This is a genomic window from Nocardioides fonticola (genome assembly GCF_039536805.1).
Lineage (GTDB): Bacteria > Actinomycetota > Actinomycetes > Propionibacteriales > Nocardioidaceae > Nocardioides > Nocardioides fonticola.
In genome coordinates this window covers 119,078-135,718 of the sequence record NZ_BAAAZH010000013.1, presented here as the reverse complement: position 1 = coordinate 135,718, position 16,641 = coordinate 119,078, and the positions used below count along the sequence as shown (strand labels likewise).

Genomic DNA, 16,641 nt, shown 5'->3' with positions numbered 1-16,641 from the left:
CGGACCGGTGGTCGAGGTGCGAGGCGCCCCGGCGCCGAGCCGCGAGACCCCGCAAGACAACCGCCGGCAGTAAGACGCGATCTGCGGCTCCCGCCCGGTGGCTGAGGTGCCCGAGCCCCCTGGGCGAGGGCCTCGAAGCCCAGCTAGCCGCACAGCAGCCACAACCACGAAGATTCAGTCGCTCGAACCCTTGTCTTCGAACACCTGTTCGATTAGACTGAGGCATGGCCTCCACCACCCCACACCAGGATCTTCGGGACCCGCGGTCCCTCCTGGTCCACGCACGCGACGCGCGTGCCGCTGAGGAGGCCCACGGTCGCGAGGTCTTCATCGCCGCAGCCCACTGGGCTCTCGCCCACCCCGCTGCTGATGAATGGGACAGCGCCTGTGTTCCGGGCACCGAACGCGAACTCGCCATCGCCGGCCAAGGAGCACCCCTGGTCGCGGAGTTCTGCATCGACGAGTTCGCCGCCGCCATCGGCCTCTCCACCGACCCCGGGCACTACTACATCGGCGACGCCCTCGAACTCGCCGCCCGTCTGCCGCGGTGCTGGCGCCGTGTCGAGGCCGGTGAGGTGCCGGTGTGGCGGGCCCGCAAGATCGCCCAGGCCACCCGGTTGTTGTCGCCCGAAGCCGTCGCACTGGTCGACCAGCGGTTGGCGTCGTTCGCGCACTCCATCGGTGGACGCGGGATCGAACAGACCGTCAAAGCAGCTGAAGCCGAAGCCGACCCCGAGGTCCTGCGGGCGAAGAAGGAGGCGGCCGACGACAAGCGACACGTCACCATCTACAGCCGGCACGTCGACTTCCACGGCAAGGTCGACATCGAAGGCGCCCTCGACCTCGCCGACGCGTTGGACCTCGAGGACGCACTCGCCGCCGTCGCAGCCCAACTGAAAGACCTGGGTTGTGAGGAGTCGTTGGACGCCCGGCGGGCCATGGCACTCGGCGAACTCGCACGACGCGAAACACCCCTGAGCTTCCCCGCCGATGGCGAGGTGGAGCCGCCGGCGCGGTCCAAGCGGACCCTCCAGCTCTACGTCCACATCAGCCACGCACCCGGCCAGAACCCCTTCGGTACGGCCGCTCGTGTGGAGAACACCCGCACCGCGATCGACCTCGACACCCTGCGCAGTTGGTGCGCTGACCCCGATACTCAACTCGTCGTGCGGCCCGTGCTCGACCTGGCCGAACACCGGTCGAGTGAGTCCTACGAGATCCCCACCCTCTTGCGCGAGCAGGTGATCTTGCGTGACGTCACCTGCGTCTTCCCCCACTGCACCAGGCCCGCCAGATCAGCCGACATCGACCATGTCGTGCCGTGGGATGCCGGCGGGAGCACCAGCACAGACAACCTCGCCGCCCTGTGTCGACATCACCACCGTGTGAAGACCCACCACGGCTGGACCTACGAACCGCTCGAACCCGGAGCCGGCCCACCCGGCAGCTACCGCTGGACCAGCCCCCACGGCCAGCACTACCTCCGCACAGCCACCGGCACCACGCAGCTCACCACGACAGCCTGAACCCCACCCGGGGCTCAGGCCCGTCGTGCTGCCCGGAGACGGTCAGCGGGCGTCGTCCACCCGCACTGTCCGGATGACGGTGCGCCGGTCGATCTGGACGGCGAACCGGAAGGTCTCGGTGCCCTCCTTCACGCGGTCGCGGAGCGTGGGGATGGAGAACTCGATGGTGCGCTTCTTCTCCAGGTTCTCGTAGAGGGAGAAGTAGGCACGGGCGAGACTCCAGCCCAGGTGCTCCTCGGGCAGGTAGACCTCGGCGCGGTAGGAGGCCGGCAGGTCGCCCACCTGGAGCGGGTGCGCAGGCTGCGGGCCCTCGGTCTGGGCCGAGAGCGAGACACCGAGGTTCTTGTCGGAGCGGCCGTGCACGGTGACGCGCACCCGGATGGGCTCGCCCTCCTGCACCCTCCGGTCGCGGACGTCGACGGTGGTGCGCGGTGCGGGATCGTCGTCGTCGACACGGGCCTGGCCGTTGGACTGGTCGGGCATGGCGCCGTCGACGGCGAAGGCGACGACCTGGGTGATGCGCCGGTAGTCGTCGCGCCGATCGGCCTCGTAGGTGACGGGGATCGTGGCGGAGGTCTGCCCGGGGGCGAGGTCGAGCGGATAGACGGCACGATCGCCGCGCGCCTGACCGACGACCACGATCCGCACGCGGGCGGGACGGGTGAGTCCGGAGACGGTGACGGGCACCTGGAGGGTGCGCTGCTTCGGCGCGCCGTCGCCCTCGAGGGTGCGGACGGTGCCGATCGAGACCGTCGCGGCGCGGCGCTGCGGCACGGGCGCGAGCGAGGGGGACGCCGCGGCGAGGTCGGCCAGCCACAGGTGGCCACGGGTGCTGCGGCCCACGAGGTCGACCTGCACGATGCGGGCGAGGTCGAGCCCGGCGCGTCCGATGGGGTCGACGAGCACGGCCTGCGCCCACAGCCGCGGCTGGTCGGCGGGCAGCACCGGCAGCGTCGAGCCGCCCTCGGGGGTGAACACCTCGGCGTGGCCGTCGGCGTCGGTGAGCCGCACGCCGAGGGCGACCGGCCCGGTGGAGGGGTCGACGATCGTGCGCAGGGCGAGTCGGGCGCCGGCGCCGGAGAGGTCGAGGGGCCGGTCGAGCACGAGGCCGGCGCTCTGACCCGAGGCGGTCCACCCGAACTCGGCGAAGGTGCGGGTGGGGGCGCCCTCGCCGTTGCCGTACCAGTGCGGGGCCACCGCGCCGGCAGCGTCGGGATCGCAGTCGGTGCGCGAGTCCGGGGCGCTGGTGCGGCCGGTGCAGAAGCGGCTGCTGGCACCCGCGGAGGCCAGGCTCAGGCCGGTGTCGAGACGCGGACGACGCAGGTCGCGCCCGCCGCCGATGGCCGAGCTCAGCACCTCGGCGTCGCCGACCGAGGCCACGTGCACCGGCGAGCCGTCGAACATCGGCAGGTACCGCTGGTCGCCGTCGGCGAAGAGATGGACGGCGCCGGCGATGTAGGCGGCCCCGACGTCCTGCTGCCCCTGCGGGGTCAGCCGCCCGTTCTCGACCGACCCGCAGGTGCCGTCCTCGCTGCCCCCCCAGTCGTCCATGGAGGGGGCGGCCGAGAGGCCCGGGGTCCACTCGGTGTTGAAGAAGTTGTGGTTCGCCCCGAAGACCAGCACCGAGCTGCGCAGGGCGGTGTCGTCGCCCAGCACGTCGCGCCCGACGTCGGTGAAGCGCTGCCCCTCGAGATCGGAGACGTCGCCGTCGCAGTACGGCAGCACCGTGACGCTCGGGACGTAGGGCGAGGTCTGGTAGGAGAAGTCGGTCGGCGCCAGCAGCACCTCGCCGACGATCCGGTACGGCGCCGTCAGCGGGATCTGGAGCGCCGCCCGGGCCACGCCCTCACCGCCCCGGCTGTGCCCGACGAGCACCACCCGGGACAGGTCGACGTCGTGGGCGGCCGCGATGGTGGCCCAGTGGTCGAGGTGGGCGGCGACGATGGCCGCGCGCGCCGAGGCGCCGCCGTCCGCGAGCCGGTAGTCCTGGGCGTTGATGCCGTTGACCCGCACGCTGACCGTCGCATAGCCCTGGCTGGCCAGCAGGCGCTGGGCGTAGTCGTAGCCGAGCTGGCTGGGGATCTCCTGCTCGGGCGCACGGCAGGGCCAGTCGCCGGAGGGGTAGTCGTCAGGTCCGGCGTCGGGCAGGTAGCAGAACTCGTGGCGCCCGTGGAGGAAGAGCACGAGCGGCCGCGGGCCGGTGGCGGCATCGGACGCCGGCTCGACGACGTGACCGACCATCTCGATGGGCTGCGGCATGCCGGGCAGCTTCACGGGGTCGAGCTGGTAGTCGCTGGAGACGACCGGGAAACTGCCGGGGACACCGGGGTCGACGTCGAGGTCGGGGAAGCCCGGATCCGGCGCACCGGCACGTCGGGCGGCGGTGCCGACACGGGCGGCCAGGTCGTCGCCGGCCTCGTCGAGCCGGTCGCCGCTCAACACGACGTCGAGATCGGCCACCGCGGGCCGGGCGATGCCGGCGACGACGGCACTGACCCGGCGGCCGGCGGCGTCCAGCGTGGCCGTGCCCACCCGGGCGTCGGCGTCGGCGACGACGATGCGGGGCCGGTCGGAGCCGATCGGCAACCGGTCGGGGGCGGTCCAGGCGACCTCCCACGAGCCGTCGGCCAGCGGGGCGACGGCCCACCGGCCGATCTGCTCCGCCCGCACGCCGGCCGCGGCCGGCACAGCGGTGGCGGTGGCGGCGGCAGAGGCAGAGGCGGTGCCGGCCAGGGTGGCCGCCGCGAGGACGGCGCCGAGGGCCGCGCGCACGCGGCGACCCGAGGAGAGGGCGGGAGAGGACAACGACGGCTCCGATACGTGGTGGGGTTCGCTCACGCTACCGACGTCCGCACCGGCGATCCGGTTGCCTCACGACGAGGGGTAGCGCGACGTCCACCGCTCGCGCCGTTTGTGCCCCGCCTCCACCGGCTCTCTACCCTGGGAGGGTGAAGGTGCTGCTGCTGGAGAACATCCACCCGGTCGCCGTCGAGGTCCTCGAGGCCCGCGGCTTCGAGGTCGAGCTGCTCGCCGGCTCCCTCGGCGAGGACGAGCTGATCGAGCGGCTCGCCGGCGTGAGCCTGCTCGGCATCCGCTCCAACACCAACGTCACCGCCCGGGTGCTGGACGCCGCCCCCGACCTGCTCGCCGTCGGCTGCTTCTGCATCGGCACCAACCAGGTCGACCTCAAGGCCGCCGCCGCCCGCGGCGTGGCGGTCTTCAACGCGCCGTACTCCAACACCCGCAGCGTCGTCGAGCTCGTCATCGGCGAGATCATCGCCCTCGCCCGCCGCCTGCACGAGAAGTCGGAGAAGATGCACGCCGGCGTGTGGGACAAGTCGGCCAAGGGCAGCCACGAGGTGCGCGGCCGCACGCTGGGCATCGTCGGCTACGGCAACATCGGCACCCAGCTCTCCAACCTCGCCGAGGCGCTCGGCATGCGGGTCATCTTCTTCGACACCGCCGACCGGCTCGCCCACGGCAACGCCCAGCGCATGAAGACGCTGGAGGAGCTGCTGGAGAAGGCCGACGTCGTCAGCCTCCACGTCGACGGCCGCCCCGGCAACGCCGGCCTGTTCGGCGCCGAGCAGTTCGCCCGCATGAAGCCCCGCTCGCTGTTCATCAACGCCGCACGCGGCATGGTGGTCGACACCGAGGCGCTGCGCGAGCACATCGTCTCCGGCCACATCGCCGGCGCCGCGCTCGACGTGTTCCCGATCGAGCCGAAGGCCCAGGGCGACGCCTTCGAGTCCCCGCTGCGCGGACTGGAGAACGTCATCCTCACCCCGCACGTCGGCGGCTCGACCCAGGAGGCGCAGGAGGAGATCGGCTTCTTCGTCGCCGGCAAGCTCGCCGGCTTCGCGCTCGAGGGCCGCACCGAGCTGTCGGTGAACCTCCCGGCCGTCAACGCGCCCGCGCTGCAGGAGGGCCACCGCATCGGCTACCTGCACGTGAACGTCCCCGGCGTCCTGGCCTCGGTGAACCAGCTGCTCGCCGGCGCCGGCGCCAACATCACCGGCCAGTACCTCGCCACCGCGGGCGAGCAGGGCTACGTCGTCACCGACGCCACCGAGGCGCTCTCCGACGATGCGCTGGCCAAGCTGGCCGGCGACGAGCACTGCCTGTGGGTGCGCACCTGGTCGGCCGGAGCCTGATCCGGCGATGAACCCGCTGCCGAACGTGCCCGGAGTCGGGCTGGTCCGCGACCGGCTCGGCGAGGCGCTGTTCGCACGGGTCGCCGGGCCCGACGGCCCCAAGCAGCGCGACCGCATCCACGGACGCCCCGGCCCTCGCTGGTTCGCCCCCGACAGCGCGATCGCGGAGGTGCACGGCGACGCCGCGATGTTCGTCGGCGGCATCCGCGCGCTGCTGCTCCAGTCGCTGCACCCGAAGGCGATGCGGGCCGTCGCGGAGCACTCCGGCTACCGCGGCGACATGTGGGGGCGGCTCGCCCGCACCAGCACCTACCTCGCCGTCACCACCTTCGGTCACGAGGACGACGCGCAGACCGCCGTCGACGTCGTCCGTCGCATCCATGCCGGCATCAGCGGCACGATGCCCGACGGCGAGCCCTACGAGGCCTCCGACCCGCACCTGCTCACCTGGGTGCACTGCGCGGAGATCGACAGCTTCCTGCTCGCCCACCAGACCTACGGCGCCCGCCGGCTCGACGACGATCGCCGTGACGAGTACGTCGCCCAGACCGCGGAGGTCGCGCGCCGCCTCGGCGCCCACGAGCCGCCGACGACCTACGCCGAGCTCCAGGAGCGCCTGGCCGCCTACCGGCCCGAACTGCGCGCCACGCCCGATGCCCGCGAGGCCGTCTCCTACGTGCTCTACCGGCCGCCGCTGCCGCTCGCGGCGCGACCGGCGTACGGCGTACTGGCCGCCGCCGCCGTCGGGCTGATGCCGGTGTGGAGCCGCCCGGGCCTGCGACTGCCGTGGGTGCCTGTCGCCGAGCAGACCGTGGTGCGTGCCGCCGGGGCCATGGCGGTGGGCACGATCCGCTGGGCCATGACGCCGCCGGAGCGGGTCGCGGCGTCCTGATTCCCCTGCGCGGGCCCGAACCGGCCTGCCACCCTGGGAGCGTGCCCTCCCCCCGCCGAACGCTCCCGCGCGCGCCCCGGAGCACCCTGGTCGCGGTGCTCGTCGCGCTCCTGATCGCCGTCCTCGCCACCGGCGTGGACGCCGCCCGCGCCGGCACCGGCGCACCGTCCGGGACGACCGCGGCCGCCGAGACCGCCCGCACGACGGCCACCGGCCGGGTCTGGGGCGCGGTGGTCGGCCCCGACGGCGACGTGCCGAAGGTCGACGTGCGCATCTTCGCCGCCGACTGGAGCTACCTGCGCGCCACCCGCGCCCGCGGCGGTGCCTTCTCGTTGCGCCTGGCGCCGGGCACCTACCACCTGCAGTTCGCCGACCGGCGTCCGTCCTACGACATCTCGAAGTACGCCCCGACCGATCGCACCGTGACGGTGACGGCCGGCGGATCGCGCTTCGTCTCGGTGCGCATGCAGCGCGGCGGGTTCCTCTACGGCACCGCCTACGCCGGTGGGGCACCGGCGAAGTACGCCACGATCAAGGCCACCAACCGCTACGAGCAGACCTACACCACCAAGGCCGACGGCCGGGGGCGGTTCGCCCTCGGCGGCCTGCCGCGCACCCGGTACTACGTCTTCACCTACGACCGCACGCAGACCTGGGTCGGGCCCGGCATCGGCACCGGCCGGATCGACCCCGGCGAAGGCCGCGGCATCACGCCACGGCTCTCCACCCGCGCCGGGCGGCTGATCGTCGGCGTCGACGCGGGCGGCCAGGCCGTGCGCGGCACCGTGGTCACCGCCGTCTCGCGCCGGACCGGCCAGTTCTGGACGGCGTCGGCCCGGCGGGGACTCGTCTCGTTCTCCGGGTTGGCACCGGGACGCTACGTGCTGCACGTCGGCGGCTACGGCGACTGGTTCGGGACGACGGCGCGGCCCGCCGTCCGGGTGCGCAGCGGCAAGGTGGCCGTCACCCACGTCTCGCTCACCCGACGCGGCGCGCAGGTCACCGGGCGCATCGTCGACTCCGCCCGCCCGAGCGTGCCGTTGGCGGAGGTCCAGGTGGTCCTCTACGACGCCCAGGGCCGCCAGGTCGGCGTACGCCGCACCGGCAGCGACGGCCGCTTCACCTTCGGCGGTCAGCTGACCACGCAGACCGGGATGATCGTCGTCGCCCAGCCCGACCCGGCGAACGGCTCGGACTTCCTCGGCGTCGAGCCGAACCGGTGCCGCTTCACCCGGGCGCAGACCGCGCCGTTCGGCGTCGTCACCGGCGAGGTGCGCGGCCTGGCCGACCTGGCCCTCCCCCACGCCACCACGCAGGACCGCCCCTCCTGCCTGCCCGCGAGCGCCTCGCCCAGCGCCTCGCCGAGCGCGAGCACGAGCCCCTCGAGCAGCCCCTCGGCCAGCCCGAGGAGCTGACCACGACCGGTCGACCTGGGGATCATCACCCGATCGGACACTCCGGGTGGCCCACCCGCGCGAGCGGCGAAGTGGCGCTTCGCCCGAGGCACCCGACGACGCCCGGACCGTACCGTCGCAGCAGTGCCGGGCCGACCCGGCACCGCAGCGAGGGGGAGACGTCATGCGCGGTGATGAGCCAACGTGGGTGCGAGTGGTCGTGCTGCGACCCGGCACATGCGGGATCCGCATCCGCTGGTGGTCCGGGGGGCGGATCCTCGGCGACCGGCGGAGCTTCGACGTCGCCACCGATCTGCGGGTGCCGGTCGGCCCGGTCGCCATCGAGATCAGCGACCTGCGCCGTGACGACGATCCCGACCGCCTGGCCACCGCCCGCGGCAGCGTCACGACGCGGGCCGGGTGGCGCAGCGAGCTGACCGTCCACCTCCAGCCGGGTGCGATCGTGTCCGGGCGCGTGCGCCGCGGCGATCTCGCGCCGGCGCGCTTCGCCGAGGTGGCGGCCCTGCTGCCCGACGGGCGCACGGTCACGACCCGCACCGACGGCCGCGGGGAGTACCTGCTCTCCGGCCTGCCCGGCGGCCTCGTGCGCGTGGGCGCCCAGCGCCGCGGACTCACCTCGATCCAGCAGCCCGTGCACGCCGTGGCGGGCCGGGCCTGCTGGGCCGAGCTCGACCTCGTCCTGCCCGTCGTCCCGGCACCCGTGCTCGCGCCGGCCACCCTCGGTGGCGCCGTGCGCGGCCGGGTGGTCGACCAGGACGGCGAGGTGCTGCCGCTGGCGGTGGTGGAGGTGCGCGACGCGCGGGGCACCGTGCTCACCCGCGGCCGGGCCGACCGTCGGGGCGAGTTCCTCGTCGGCGGTCACCTGCCGGCCGGCTCCGGTCTGACCGTCGCCGTGCACAGCGGCCCCGACCGCATCGTCGTCGACCGCCGCGAGGTGCGCGGCGTGGGCGCCCGCCCGGGTCACGTCACCGATCTCGGGCAGGTCGTCGTGACCCGCTCGCCGCGTCCCGCGGCCCCGCACCGCCACCCGCGGACGCCGGCCCGCGGCATGCGGCTGCCCTCGATCCGGGTCTGACCCGGGTCTGATCCGGGTCCGGTCGGCCGATCGGCCCTCAGGCCGTCGTCATGTCGGCCGGCCCCCAGAAGGCGCGCATCGAGGTGATCAGCCCGGCGTCGTCGAAGGTCATCACGTCGATCGGGGCGAGCACGAACGTGGCGTCCGGCGTCACGGTCGCGACCTCGAAGAGGAAGGCCGCCTGGCCCCCGGCGATGCGCGCCTCGATCAACCGGGTGCGCTGCTCGAGGCCCTCGAGGGTGGCGTAGAACGCGTGGATCTGCTCGCGCGTGGTGAGCACGTCGGAGCCGACCGGGTCCTCGACCGTCGCCCCCTCGGCGTAGAGCGCGGTGATCTCCGCGGCGGTCCCGGTGGCCACGAGCGCGACGTAGCGCTCGATGACGTGGCGGATCTGGTCGTCGGTGGCGCTCACGCGTACTCCTCGCACAGGGGATCAGAACAAGAACATGTTCTAGAAAGGGAAGCGTAACGGCGGGTGGCGATCGGCGCACCGGTGCCGTTGAATGTCCGCCATGACGGACGAACCTCCGCATCCGGAGCCCGCGGACCTGCTCGCCCGATGGCCGCTGCCCGACGCCCCGGCGCTCGCCGCCGAGCTGCACGCGGCCTACGCCGACCCCGCCCGCGGGTACCACGACGTCGTCCACCTCACCGAGGTGCTCGACCGGCTCGAGGAGCTCCGCGCCGCGGGGGTGGCCTACCCCGAGCTCCCCGTGCGGCTGGCCGCGTGGTTCCACGACAGCGTCTACGACGGCGAGCGCGACGCCGAGGAGCGCTCGGCGGCCTGGGCCGAGGACGCCCTCGTCGACCTGGTCGCCGAGGAGGTGCGCAGCGAGGTCGCCCGCCTCGTCCGCCTCACCGAGACCCATCGCCCGGAGCCCGACGACGCCGCCGGCTGCGCGCTCTCCGACGCCGACCTCGCGATCCTCGCGGCGCCGCCCGCGCGATACGCCGCCTACGTCGCCGCCGTGCGGGCGGAGTACGCCCACCTCGACGACGCCACGTTCCGCGCCGGTCGCCGCGCCGTCCTCGAGGGCCTGGCCGCCAAGCCGGAGCTGTTCCACACCCCGGTGGCCCGCGCCCGGTGGGAGGACGCCGCCCGGGCCAACCTCACCCGCGAGCTGGCCGAGCTGGCCGAGGACGACGCAGCCCGGCCGCGCGCAGACGGGCGACGATCTCGCGCGAGCTGACCGGGGTCGCCCCGGCGGCGAGCATGGCGTCGTACCAGGCGGCCGGCACGTCGTAGTGGTCGCGGTCGAAGGCCCGCTCGGGCAGGTCGACGGCGCGGGCGAAGGCGTGGAGCTCGGCGAAGGAGACGTCGCTGACCAGGTGCGACCACAGCCGGCCGTGACCGGCGGCGTTCGGCGGGTCGATGAGGATCACGTCCGCGACCCTAGTGCGGCCCGGGAGGGCGCGGGCCCCGGCCGCCCCGCGCCGTCCGGCTTGGTCACCGACGCAGAATGTCCCTGTGGACGACGAGCTGCTGTATCAGGCACGCGCCCGGGTCCTCCGCGATCTCGAGGCGCGACAGTGTGCGACCCGCTGGGCCGTCTCGGCTCTGGAGGAGGCCGTCTCCGCCCGCGCCTGGTGGGTCGAGCAGTGGCCGGCCGGCAGCGAGTACATCGCCGGGCTCATCGCCCAGGACGTCCAGGACGCGTTGAGCGAGACCCTCGGCCGCTGGCCGCTGTGCCTGCACTGCGGGGGCCCCGAGCACAGCCTCTACATCTCCCCCGACCTCGGCGGACCCGACCCGGTGTGGGTGTGCGAGGAGTCCGGCACCGTCGTCGCGCCGTTGGGCGCACTGCCGACGGCGCTGGCGTAGAACCGGTCGTTCGCGGGAGCGTCAGTCGCTGCCGAGCTGCACCCAGAGGGTGAACCGGTCGGAGCGGTAGACCGACCGGGAGACCTCGACGACCTTCTCCCCCGACAGAGCCCGGCGGGAGTGGCGCAGCACCGGACCGCCCGTCTCGACCTCGAGGTGCTGGGCCTCCTCGGCGGAGGCCTGGTCGGCGGAGATGGAGTCCTCGGCCCAGGTGGGGCGCAGGCCACGGGCCTCGAAAGCGTCGTAGAGGCTGGTGGGCATGCCGCTCTGCAGGAAGCCGGGCAGCAGCACCTCGTTGAGGTAGGCGTCCTCCAGGCACATCGGCTGGCCGTCGGCGCGGCGCAGCCGGCGCCAGTGGATGACGGCGTCGCCCTCGGTGAGGTTGAGGGCGCGCGCGACACCGGGGCCTGCCTGCTCGCGGCGGGCGAGCAGGGTGACCGACTCGGCGAGCAGGCCGCGGCGGGCCATCTCCTCGGTGAAGCCGACGATGCGGCTGGCCGCGCGCCGCGGCCGGGCCACGAAGGTGCCCCGGCCGGGGATGCGCTCGAGCAGGCCCTCGACGACGAGGGCGTCCATGGCCTGGCGCACCGTCATCCGCGCGACGCCGAACTGATGCACGAGCTCCCGCTCCGAGGGAGCCGGCGATCCGGGGGCCGAACCGGTGACCAGCGAGCGGACGTACTCGCGCACCTGCACGTGCTTGAGCGTCCGCCCGTCCGGAACCAGGAGCTTGTCCACGGACCTTAGGTTAAGGAAAGTGAGAGCCGGACGGCAGGAGAACGGCGAAGTCCACTGGCCCGAATTGACTAAGGCCTCCAGCCGGTCGGCCGAGGGCGCTCCCACCCGCGCGAGCGGGCGCCGCTCGCACCGCCCGCCTAAGGTCGGAGGCATGCACGTCGAGCGCACCTTCACCGTGTCCCGCCCGGCCGAGGAGGTCTACGACTACCTCGTGGACTTCTCCCGCACCGAGGAGTGGGACCCGGGCACGGTCTCGACCACCCGCACGAGCGGGTCGGGCGGCGTCGGGACGACGTACCGCAACGTCTCGACCTTCATGGGCCGCACGGTCGAGCTCACCTACACCACGGCGGTCGCCAACCGGCCCGGGCGCCTGGAGTTCCACGGTCGCAACAAGGCCTCCTCCACCAAGGACATCCTGACGCTGCGCTCGACCGGGCCGGGCACGACCGAGATCCACTACCGGGCGGAGTTCCGCTTCCACGGCGTCACCAAGCTCCTCGCGCCGCTCATCGTGCCGCTCAAGCTCCCGGCCCTGGCCGACGAGACCGTCGAGCAGCTGCGGGGAGCCCTCGAGCGCTGACCCGCCGGCTCGATGCGTCGAACATCCGTTCGATCCTCGCGTAGGCTGCGGTCATGGTCGACTTCCAGGCCTCGCTTTTCGCCGAGGCGCCGCAGCACACCGCCGCTCCGTTGGCCGCCCTCGCCGGGCGCGAGCGCCACCACCTCGCCCACGGCGCCTGGGTCGACGTCGTCCGCTCCTGGCTGCCCGACCCCGACGACGTGCTCGCAGCGCTGGTGTACCGCGTGCCGTGGCGCTCGGAGAGCCGGCAGATGTACGAGCGGCTGGTGGCCGTGCCCCGGCTCGTGCACACCTACGCGGCCGACGACCCGCTCCCCCATCCGCGGCTGGCCGAGGCCCGTGCGGCGCTGAGCGAGCACTACGCCGACGAGCTCGGCGAGCCGTTCCGCACCGCCGGGTGCTGCTTCTATCGCGACGGCCGCGACTCGGTCGCCTGGCACGGCGACACCATCGGCCGCGGCGCCACCGACGACACCATGGTGGCCATCGTGTCGGTCGGCGACCCGCGCCGGCTCGCCCTCCGGCCGCGCGGCGGCGGTGCGTCGCTGTCCTTCGAGACCGGTCACGGCGACCTGCTCGTCATGGGCGGCAGCTGTCAGCGCACCTGGGAGCACGCCGTCCCGAAGGTGGCCCACGCCGGGCCCCGCCTCTCGGTGCAGTTCCGGCCGCAGGGCGTCTTCTGACGCCCCGCGGCCATCGTGCTCAGAAGGAGACGGTCGGCGGGGTCTGCTGCCCGGCCGGGGCCTCGTAGAAGTCCCGCTTGCCGACGCCGGCGATGCCGGAGAAGAACATCCACGGGATGGTCGCGACCAGCTTGTTGAGGGTGGCGACGGCGTCGTTGTAGAAGGTGCGCGCGAAGGAGATCTGGTTCTCGGTCTCGGCCAGCTGGCGCTGGAGCTCGAGGAAGTTCGTGTTCGCCTTCAGGTCGGGGTAGGCCTCGGCGACGGCGTTGAGCTTCACCAGCGCGCCCTGGAGGGCGGCGTCGGCCGCCGCCTTCGCCTGGACGTCGTCCCCGCCGGCGGCGGCCTGGACGCCGGCCCGGGCCCGGGTGACCTCCTCGAAGACGCCCTTCTCGTGAGCCGCGTAGCCCTTCACGGTCTCGACCATGTTCGGGATCAGGTCGGCACGACGGGTGAGCTGGACGTCGATACCGCCGAGCGCCTCCTGGGCGCTGATGTCGGTGGTGCGCAGCTTGTTGAAGCCGACCACCCCGACGAGCACGAGGGCGAGGATGACGACCAGAACGATGATGAGCGCGATCACGGAGCCATCATGCCGCGGCGGCGTCGGCCCCGCCTGCGGGACTCACCAGGAGCCGCCGCCACCCCCGCCGCCACCGCCGCCGCCGAAGCCGCCGCCCCCCGAGGACGACGACTGGGTGGCCTCGTAGGAGGAGATCGCCGAGGAGACGGTGGAGTCGAAGTCGCTCACCATCCGCGCGGCCGAACCTGCCGCCCAGGCGCCGTAGTAGCCGCCGATGTAGGAGGGCTGCGGCGGGTCGCTGTGGGTCTCGATGCGGTACTTGCGCTCCCACTCCTCCGCGCAGCTGAAGGCGACGGCCCACGGCAGGAACGCCGTGTAGGCGTCCCTGCGCGCAGCGAAGTCGAAGCGCGCCTCGGCCGACTCGGTCGAGAGGATGCGGTGGAAGCCGCCCACCTGCGACCACAGCTGCCGCCCCTGGCTGGTGCGCGTGGTGTCCGCGCCGGTCTTCCACAGCGGGGCACCGCCGACGGCGAAGGCTCCGGGGATGAGCGCGAGGGCGGTCATGTCGAGGGGGTTCCAGACGATGCCCACGCCGGCGACCACGAGCGCGACGAGCACGAGCAGCCCGCCACGGGTCCCGATGGCCGAGGTCACCAGGTTGCCCGACCCCGTGCCCCATGACTTCACCGCGGTCTCGAAGGAGTCGATCTCCGCCTTCAGCCGCTTGCCGGCCTCGACGTCCTTCGCGCCGGCGGTGAAGGACCCGCCGGCACCCGGCAGCAGATGGGCGATGGACCGCGTGACGGGGTCGAGTCCCGCCCAGGCGTCGGGACCCTTGTCGGTGATGGTCCAGGCGTCGCCGTGGCGCTCGAGCCCGATCGCGCCGCGCTCGGCGGCGTACATCAGCGTGGCCACGAACTGCTCCTGGCCGACGTCCTCGCGCAGCACGTAATTGGCCTGCGCCGGGCCGATACCGCTCGGCGGGGCGTACAGGAGGCCGAAGCCCGGGTCGGACTCGTCGTTGCGGCGGGCCAGCACCGCCCCGACCAGGAACAGGCCGATCGCGAGCAGGCCGACGACGGTTAGCAGCACCGGGTGGGTGCCGAGCACCCGGTCGAAGCGCGGCGCCCACGGCACCTCCTCGCCCAGCGGGGTCGGTGCCATGTCGAGGTCGGTGCGCAGCGTCACCGGCGTCTGCGGCGCGAGGTCAAAGACCTGCACCGCGAGGGTGTCGGTGCCCGCGCCCTCGGCGGTGCAGCCGCCCGACGCGCCGATGCCGACCGCGCAGCCGACGTCGCCGACGGTCGCGGCCGGCAGTCGCACGGAGATCCGCGCCTTCGTGATCGGCTGCAGCCAGCCACCCGGGACGACGTCCCAGAAGAACTGCGCGCGGTCGCCGTCGGGCAGCAGGACGCCGTCGACGGCGTAGGAGATCTCGTAGGTGTGCTCGCCGGGCGAGAGGTAGACGTCGGGGTCGCCGATCTTCACGTTCACGAGGCGGCCGTGCTGCTCGTCGAGCACCTCGAAGGGCTCCTCGCCGCCGTCCATCGTCACCTCGATGTCGCGGGGGCGCACGCGGGCGGTGTCGAGGCCGGAGTCCGCGGTGTCGAAGAAGCGGAAGATGCCGTGCTTGTCGGAGTTCGGGAAGTCGACCGTGATGGTCTCGGTGACCGCGAGGTCGCCGCTGTCGTCGACGCGGTAGTCGGCGCGGTAGTCGGTGATCGTGGTGGTCTCGTCGGTGTCGCCGCCCGACCCGGCGTTCCAGAACAGCGCCGGAGAGGCGACCAGGGCGAGCAGGACGACGAGGCCGACCGCGTAGCCGACGAGACGCCTCATGTCGAGGACTGTAGGGCACCGCGAGGGCCGGAAACCGCTGGCCAGGCAGGGTGCGGCGTTGCCACACTCGGGCGCGATGACGACCCCCGCCCCCGCCCCCGTGCGCCCGCCCCTCGCGGCGTTCTGGCGCGACCTGCCGCGCGAGGGCCGCCTGCTGCTCTCGATCGTCGTCGTCGAGTTCGTCGGCACCGGTCTCGTGCTGCCGTTCTCGGTGGTCTACCTCCACGAGGTGCGGGGGTTCGCGCTCTCCGACGTCGGGCTGCTGCTCGGCGTCCCGCCGTTGGTGGCGCTGGCGATCACCGGGCCCGGAGGCACGCTGATCGACCGCCTCGGCGCCCGCACGGTGGTGATCGGCGCCGTCGTGCTGGTCATCGCCTCGGACGTCGTGCTGGCCTTCGCCGACACCCTCGTGGTGGCTGCGGTCGCGATGCTGCTCAACGGGCTCGCGCAGGGCGTGCAGTTCCCGGCGTTCAACGCGATGATCGCCGCGGTGGTGCCGAGCGAGGCGCGCCAGCGCTACTTCGGGCTCAACTTCACCCTCCTCAACCTCGGCATCGGCCTGGGCGGGGTGGTCGGCGGCCTCGTCGTCGACGTCGACCGCGCCATCACCTTCCAGGCGATCTACCTGGCCGATGCCGCGAGCTTCGTGCCGATCCTCCTGCTCCTGCTGGGGCCGTTGCGCGCCGTCGCCCCACGGCCCGAGCCGCACGACCGTGAGGACGGCGACGCGAGCTACCGGGCGATCCTGAAGGCGCCCGGGATGCGGCCGGTGATCCTGCTCGTCTTCGCCTCCGCCTTCGTCGGCTACGCGCAGCTCAACGCCGGCATGCCGGCCTACGCCCGGGTGGTCGGCGAGGTGTCGACGCAGGGTCTGGGCATCGCCTTCGCTGCGAACACGGTCGTGATCGTGTTGCTCCAACTCGTCGTGCTCCAGCGCATCGAGGGGCATCGGCGCACCCGGGTGCTGGTGGCCATGGGCGTCGTGTGGGCGTTCTCGTGGCTGCTGCTCGGCCTCTCCGGACTGGTCCCCGGCACCATCGGCGCCACCCTCCTCGTCGCCGCCTGCGCCGCCGTCTTCGCTCTCGGGGAGACGCTGCTGCAGCCCACGCTGCCGGCGATCATCAACGATCTCGCGCCCGACGACCTGCGCGGGCGCTACAACGCACTGTTCTCCGGCGCGTTCCAATCGGCCTCCGTGGTGGCGCCGCCGATCGCCGGTGCCCTGCTCGGCGCCGACCGCCACACGACCTACATCCTGCTGCTCGTGGCGGGCTCCCTGGCCTGCAGCTACTACGCCGTCGCCCGGGTCGAACGCGCGCTGCCGGCCGGCGCCAACGGGGGCGCCGACCGCGCCGCCGCTTGAGCGACCCGCCTACCCTCGAAGAGCACCCCACACC

16 protein-coding genes are annotated in these 16,641 nt (G+C 73.4%); 10 read left to right on the top strand and 6 right to left on the bottom strand.

All coding sequences use genetic code 11. The annotated features are described in order from the left end of the window. Positions 1–224 precede the first annotated feature (224 nt). Complete coding sequence (locus tag ABD671_RS10230) at positions 225–1,526, top strand: HNH endonuclease signature motif containing protein (protein ID WP_344733249.1); 1,302 nt, start codon at positions 225–227, stop codon at positions 1,524–1,526. Between the two features lie 42 nt (positions 1,527–1,568). On the opposite strand, the gene ABD671_RS10225 is transcribed toward ABD671_RS10230, so the two are convergent. Continuing rightward, positions 1,569–4,331 carry an alpha/beta hydrolase family protein gene (locus tag ABD671_RS10225; protein ID WP_344733248.1) on the bottom strand — a complete coding sequence of 921 codons (2,763 nt, stop codon included), beginning with the start codon at positions 4,329–4,331 and terminating at the stop codon, positions 1,569–1,571. A 143-nt stretch (positions 4,332–4,474) separates the two neighbouring features. Between ABD671_RS10225 and serA the strand changes: the two genes are divergently transcribed. From serA to ABD671_RS10205, 4 genes are all read left to right on the top strand, one after another. Beyond that, positions 4,475–5,680 carry a phosphoglycerate dehydrogenase gene (serA, locus tag ABD671_RS10220; protein ID WP_344733247.1) on the top strand — a complete coding sequence of 402 codons (1,206 nt, stop codon included), beginning with the start codon at positions 4,475–4,477 and terminating at the stop codon, positions 5,678–5,680. 7 nt (positions 5,681–5,687) lie between these two features. Beyond that, entirely contained in the window at positions 5,688–6,572 is an 885-nt protein-coding gene (locus ABD671_RS10215; RefSeq protein ID WP_344733246.1) for an oxygenase MpaB family protein, read from the top strand. A gap of 95 nt (positions 6,573–6,667) precedes the next feature. After that, the gene (locus ABD671_RS10210) at positions 6,668–7,987 is read left to right on the top strand and encodes an MSCRAMM family protein (protein ID WP_344733244.1); all 1,320 of its coding nucleotides are present in this window, start codon (positions 6,668–6,670) and stop codon (positions 7,985–7,987) included. Between the two features lie 163 nt (positions 7,988–8,150). After that, on the top strand, positions 8,151–9,062 hold the full coding sequence (locus tag ABD671_RS10205) for a carboxypeptidase-like regulatory domain-containing protein (RefSeq protein WP_344733242.1): 912 nt from the start codon (positions 8,151–8,153) through the stop codon (positions 9,060–9,062). Positions 9,063–9,099: 37 nt separating this feature from the next. Here the strand turns inward: ABD671_RS10205 and ABD671_RS10200 are convergent, their stop codons facing one another. Further along, positions 9,100–9,474, bottom strand: coding sequence for a nuclear transport factor 2 family protein (locus tag ABD671_RS10200; RefSeq protein WP_344733241.1), 375 nt, complete (start codon positions 9,472–9,474; stop codon positions 9,100–9,102). Positions 9,475–9,574: 100 nt separating this feature from the next. Here ABD671_RS10200 and ABD671_RS10195 point away from each other — a divergent pair, with 100 nt between their 5' ends. Next, complete coding sequence (locus ABD671_RS10195) at positions 9,575–10,252, top strand: HD domain-containing protein (protein ID WP_344733240.1); 678 nt, start codon at positions 9,575–9,577, stop codon at positions 10,250–10,252. Here ABD671_RS10195 and ABD671_RS10190 read toward each other — a convergent pair. Further along, complete coding sequence (locus ABD671_RS10190) at positions 10,173–10,445, bottom strand: DUF4031 domain-containing protein (RefSeq protein WP_344733239.1); 273 nt, start codon at positions 10,443–10,445, stop codon at positions 10,173–10,175. The two genes, ABD671_RS10195 and ABD671_RS10190, sit on opposite strands and share 80 nt — an antisense overlap. Positions 10,446–10,530: 85 nt before the next feature. Here ABD671_RS10190 and ABD671_RS10185 point away from each other — a divergent pair, with 85 nt between their 5' ends. Beyond that, entirely contained in the window at positions 10,531–10,884 is a 354-nt protein-coding gene (locus tag ABD671_RS10185; RefSeq protein WP_344733238.1) for a hypothetical protein, read from the top strand. A gap of 21 nt (positions 10,885–10,905) precedes the next feature. Here the strand turns inward: ABD671_RS10185 and ABD671_RS10180 are convergent, their stop codons facing one another. Beyond that, a complete protein-coding gene (locus ABD671_RS10180; protein ID WP_344733237.1) occupies positions 10,906–11,622 on the bottom strand; it encodes a GntR family transcriptional regulator in 717 nt (238 codons plus the stop codon). 151 nt (positions 11,623–11,773) lie between these two features. Between ABD671_RS10180 and ABD671_RS10175 the strand changes: the two genes are divergently transcribed. Both ABD671_RS10175 and ABD671_RS10170 read left to right on the top strand, forming a co-directional pair. Further along, positions 11,774–12,205, top strand: a complete 432-nt coding sequence (locus tag ABD671_RS10175; RefSeq protein WP_344733236.1) for an SRPBCC family protein — start codon at positions 11,774–11,776, stop codon at positions 12,203–12,205. 53 nt (positions 12,206–12,258) lie between these two features. Further along, positions 12,259–12,888 (top strand): alpha-ketoglutarate-dependent dioxygenase AlkB, encoded by a 630-nt coding sequence (locus ABD671_RS10170; protein WP_344733235.1) that lies wholly within the window; start codon positions 12,259–12,261, stop codon positions 12,886–12,888. Positions 12,889–12,907: 19 nt separating this feature from the next. On the opposite strand, the gene ABD671_RS10165 is transcribed toward ABD671_RS10170, so the two are convergent. Both ABD671_RS10165 and ABD671_RS10160 read right to left on the bottom strand, forming a co-directional pair. Next, entirely contained in the window at positions 12,908–13,468 is a 561-nt protein-coding gene (locus tag ABD671_RS10165) for a LemA family protein (protein WP_344733234.1), read from the bottom strand. A gap of 42 nt (positions 13,469–13,510) precedes the next feature. Further along, the gene (locus ABD671_RS10160) at positions 13,511–15,244 is read right to left on the bottom strand and encodes a DUF2207 domain-containing protein (protein ID WP_344733233.1); all 1,734 of its coding nucleotides are present in this window, start codon (positions 15,242–15,244) and stop codon (positions 13,511–13,513) included. 76 nt (positions 15,245–15,320) lie between these two features. On the opposite strand from ABD671_RS10160, the gene ABD671_RS10155 reads away from it, so the two are divergent. Beyond that, entirely contained in the window at positions 15,321–16,607 is a 1,287-nt protein-coding gene (locus ABD671_RS10155) for an MFS transporter (RefSeq protein WP_344733232.1), read from the top strand. Positions 16,608–16,641 lie beyond the last annotated feature (34 nt).

What these genes read in the sequence shown, in the direction of transcription:
- ABD671_RS10230 (WP_344733249.1), top strand. Translation starts at nt 225, where the DNA reads ATGGCCTCCACCACCCCACACCAGGATCTTCGGGACCCGCGGTCCCTC.
- ABD671_RS10215 (WP_344733246.1), top strand. Translation starts at nt 5,688, where the DNA reads ATGAACCCGCTGCCGAACGTGCCCGGAGTCGGGCTGGTCCGCGACCGG.
- ABD671_RS10205 (WP_344733242.1), top strand. Translation starts at nt 8,151, where the DNA reads ATGCGCGGTGATGAGCCAACGTGGGTGCGAGTGGTCGTGCTGCGACCC.
- ABD671_RS10195 (WP_344733240.1), top strand. Translation starts at nt 9,575, where the DNA reads ATGACGGACGAACCTCCGCATCCGGAGCCCGCGGACCTGCTCGCCCGA.
- ABD671_RS10175 (WP_344733236.1), top strand. Translation starts at nt 11,774, where the DNA reads ATGCACGTCGAGCGCACCTTCACCGTGTCCCGCCCGGCCGAGGAGGTC.
- ABD671_RS10170 (WP_344733235.1), top strand. Translation starts at nt 12,259, where the DNA reads ATGGTCGACTTCCAGGCCTCGCTTTTCGCCGAGGCGCCGCAGCACACC.
- ABD671_RS10160 (WP_344733233.1), bottom strand. Translation starts at nt 15,244, where the DNA reads ATGAGGCGTCTCGTCGGCTACGCGGTCGGCCTCGTCGTCCTGCTCGCC.
- ABD671_RS10155 (WP_344733232.1), top strand. Translation starts at nt 15,321, where the DNA reads ATGACGACCCCCGCCCCCGCCCCCGTGCGCCCGCCCCTCGCGGCGTTC.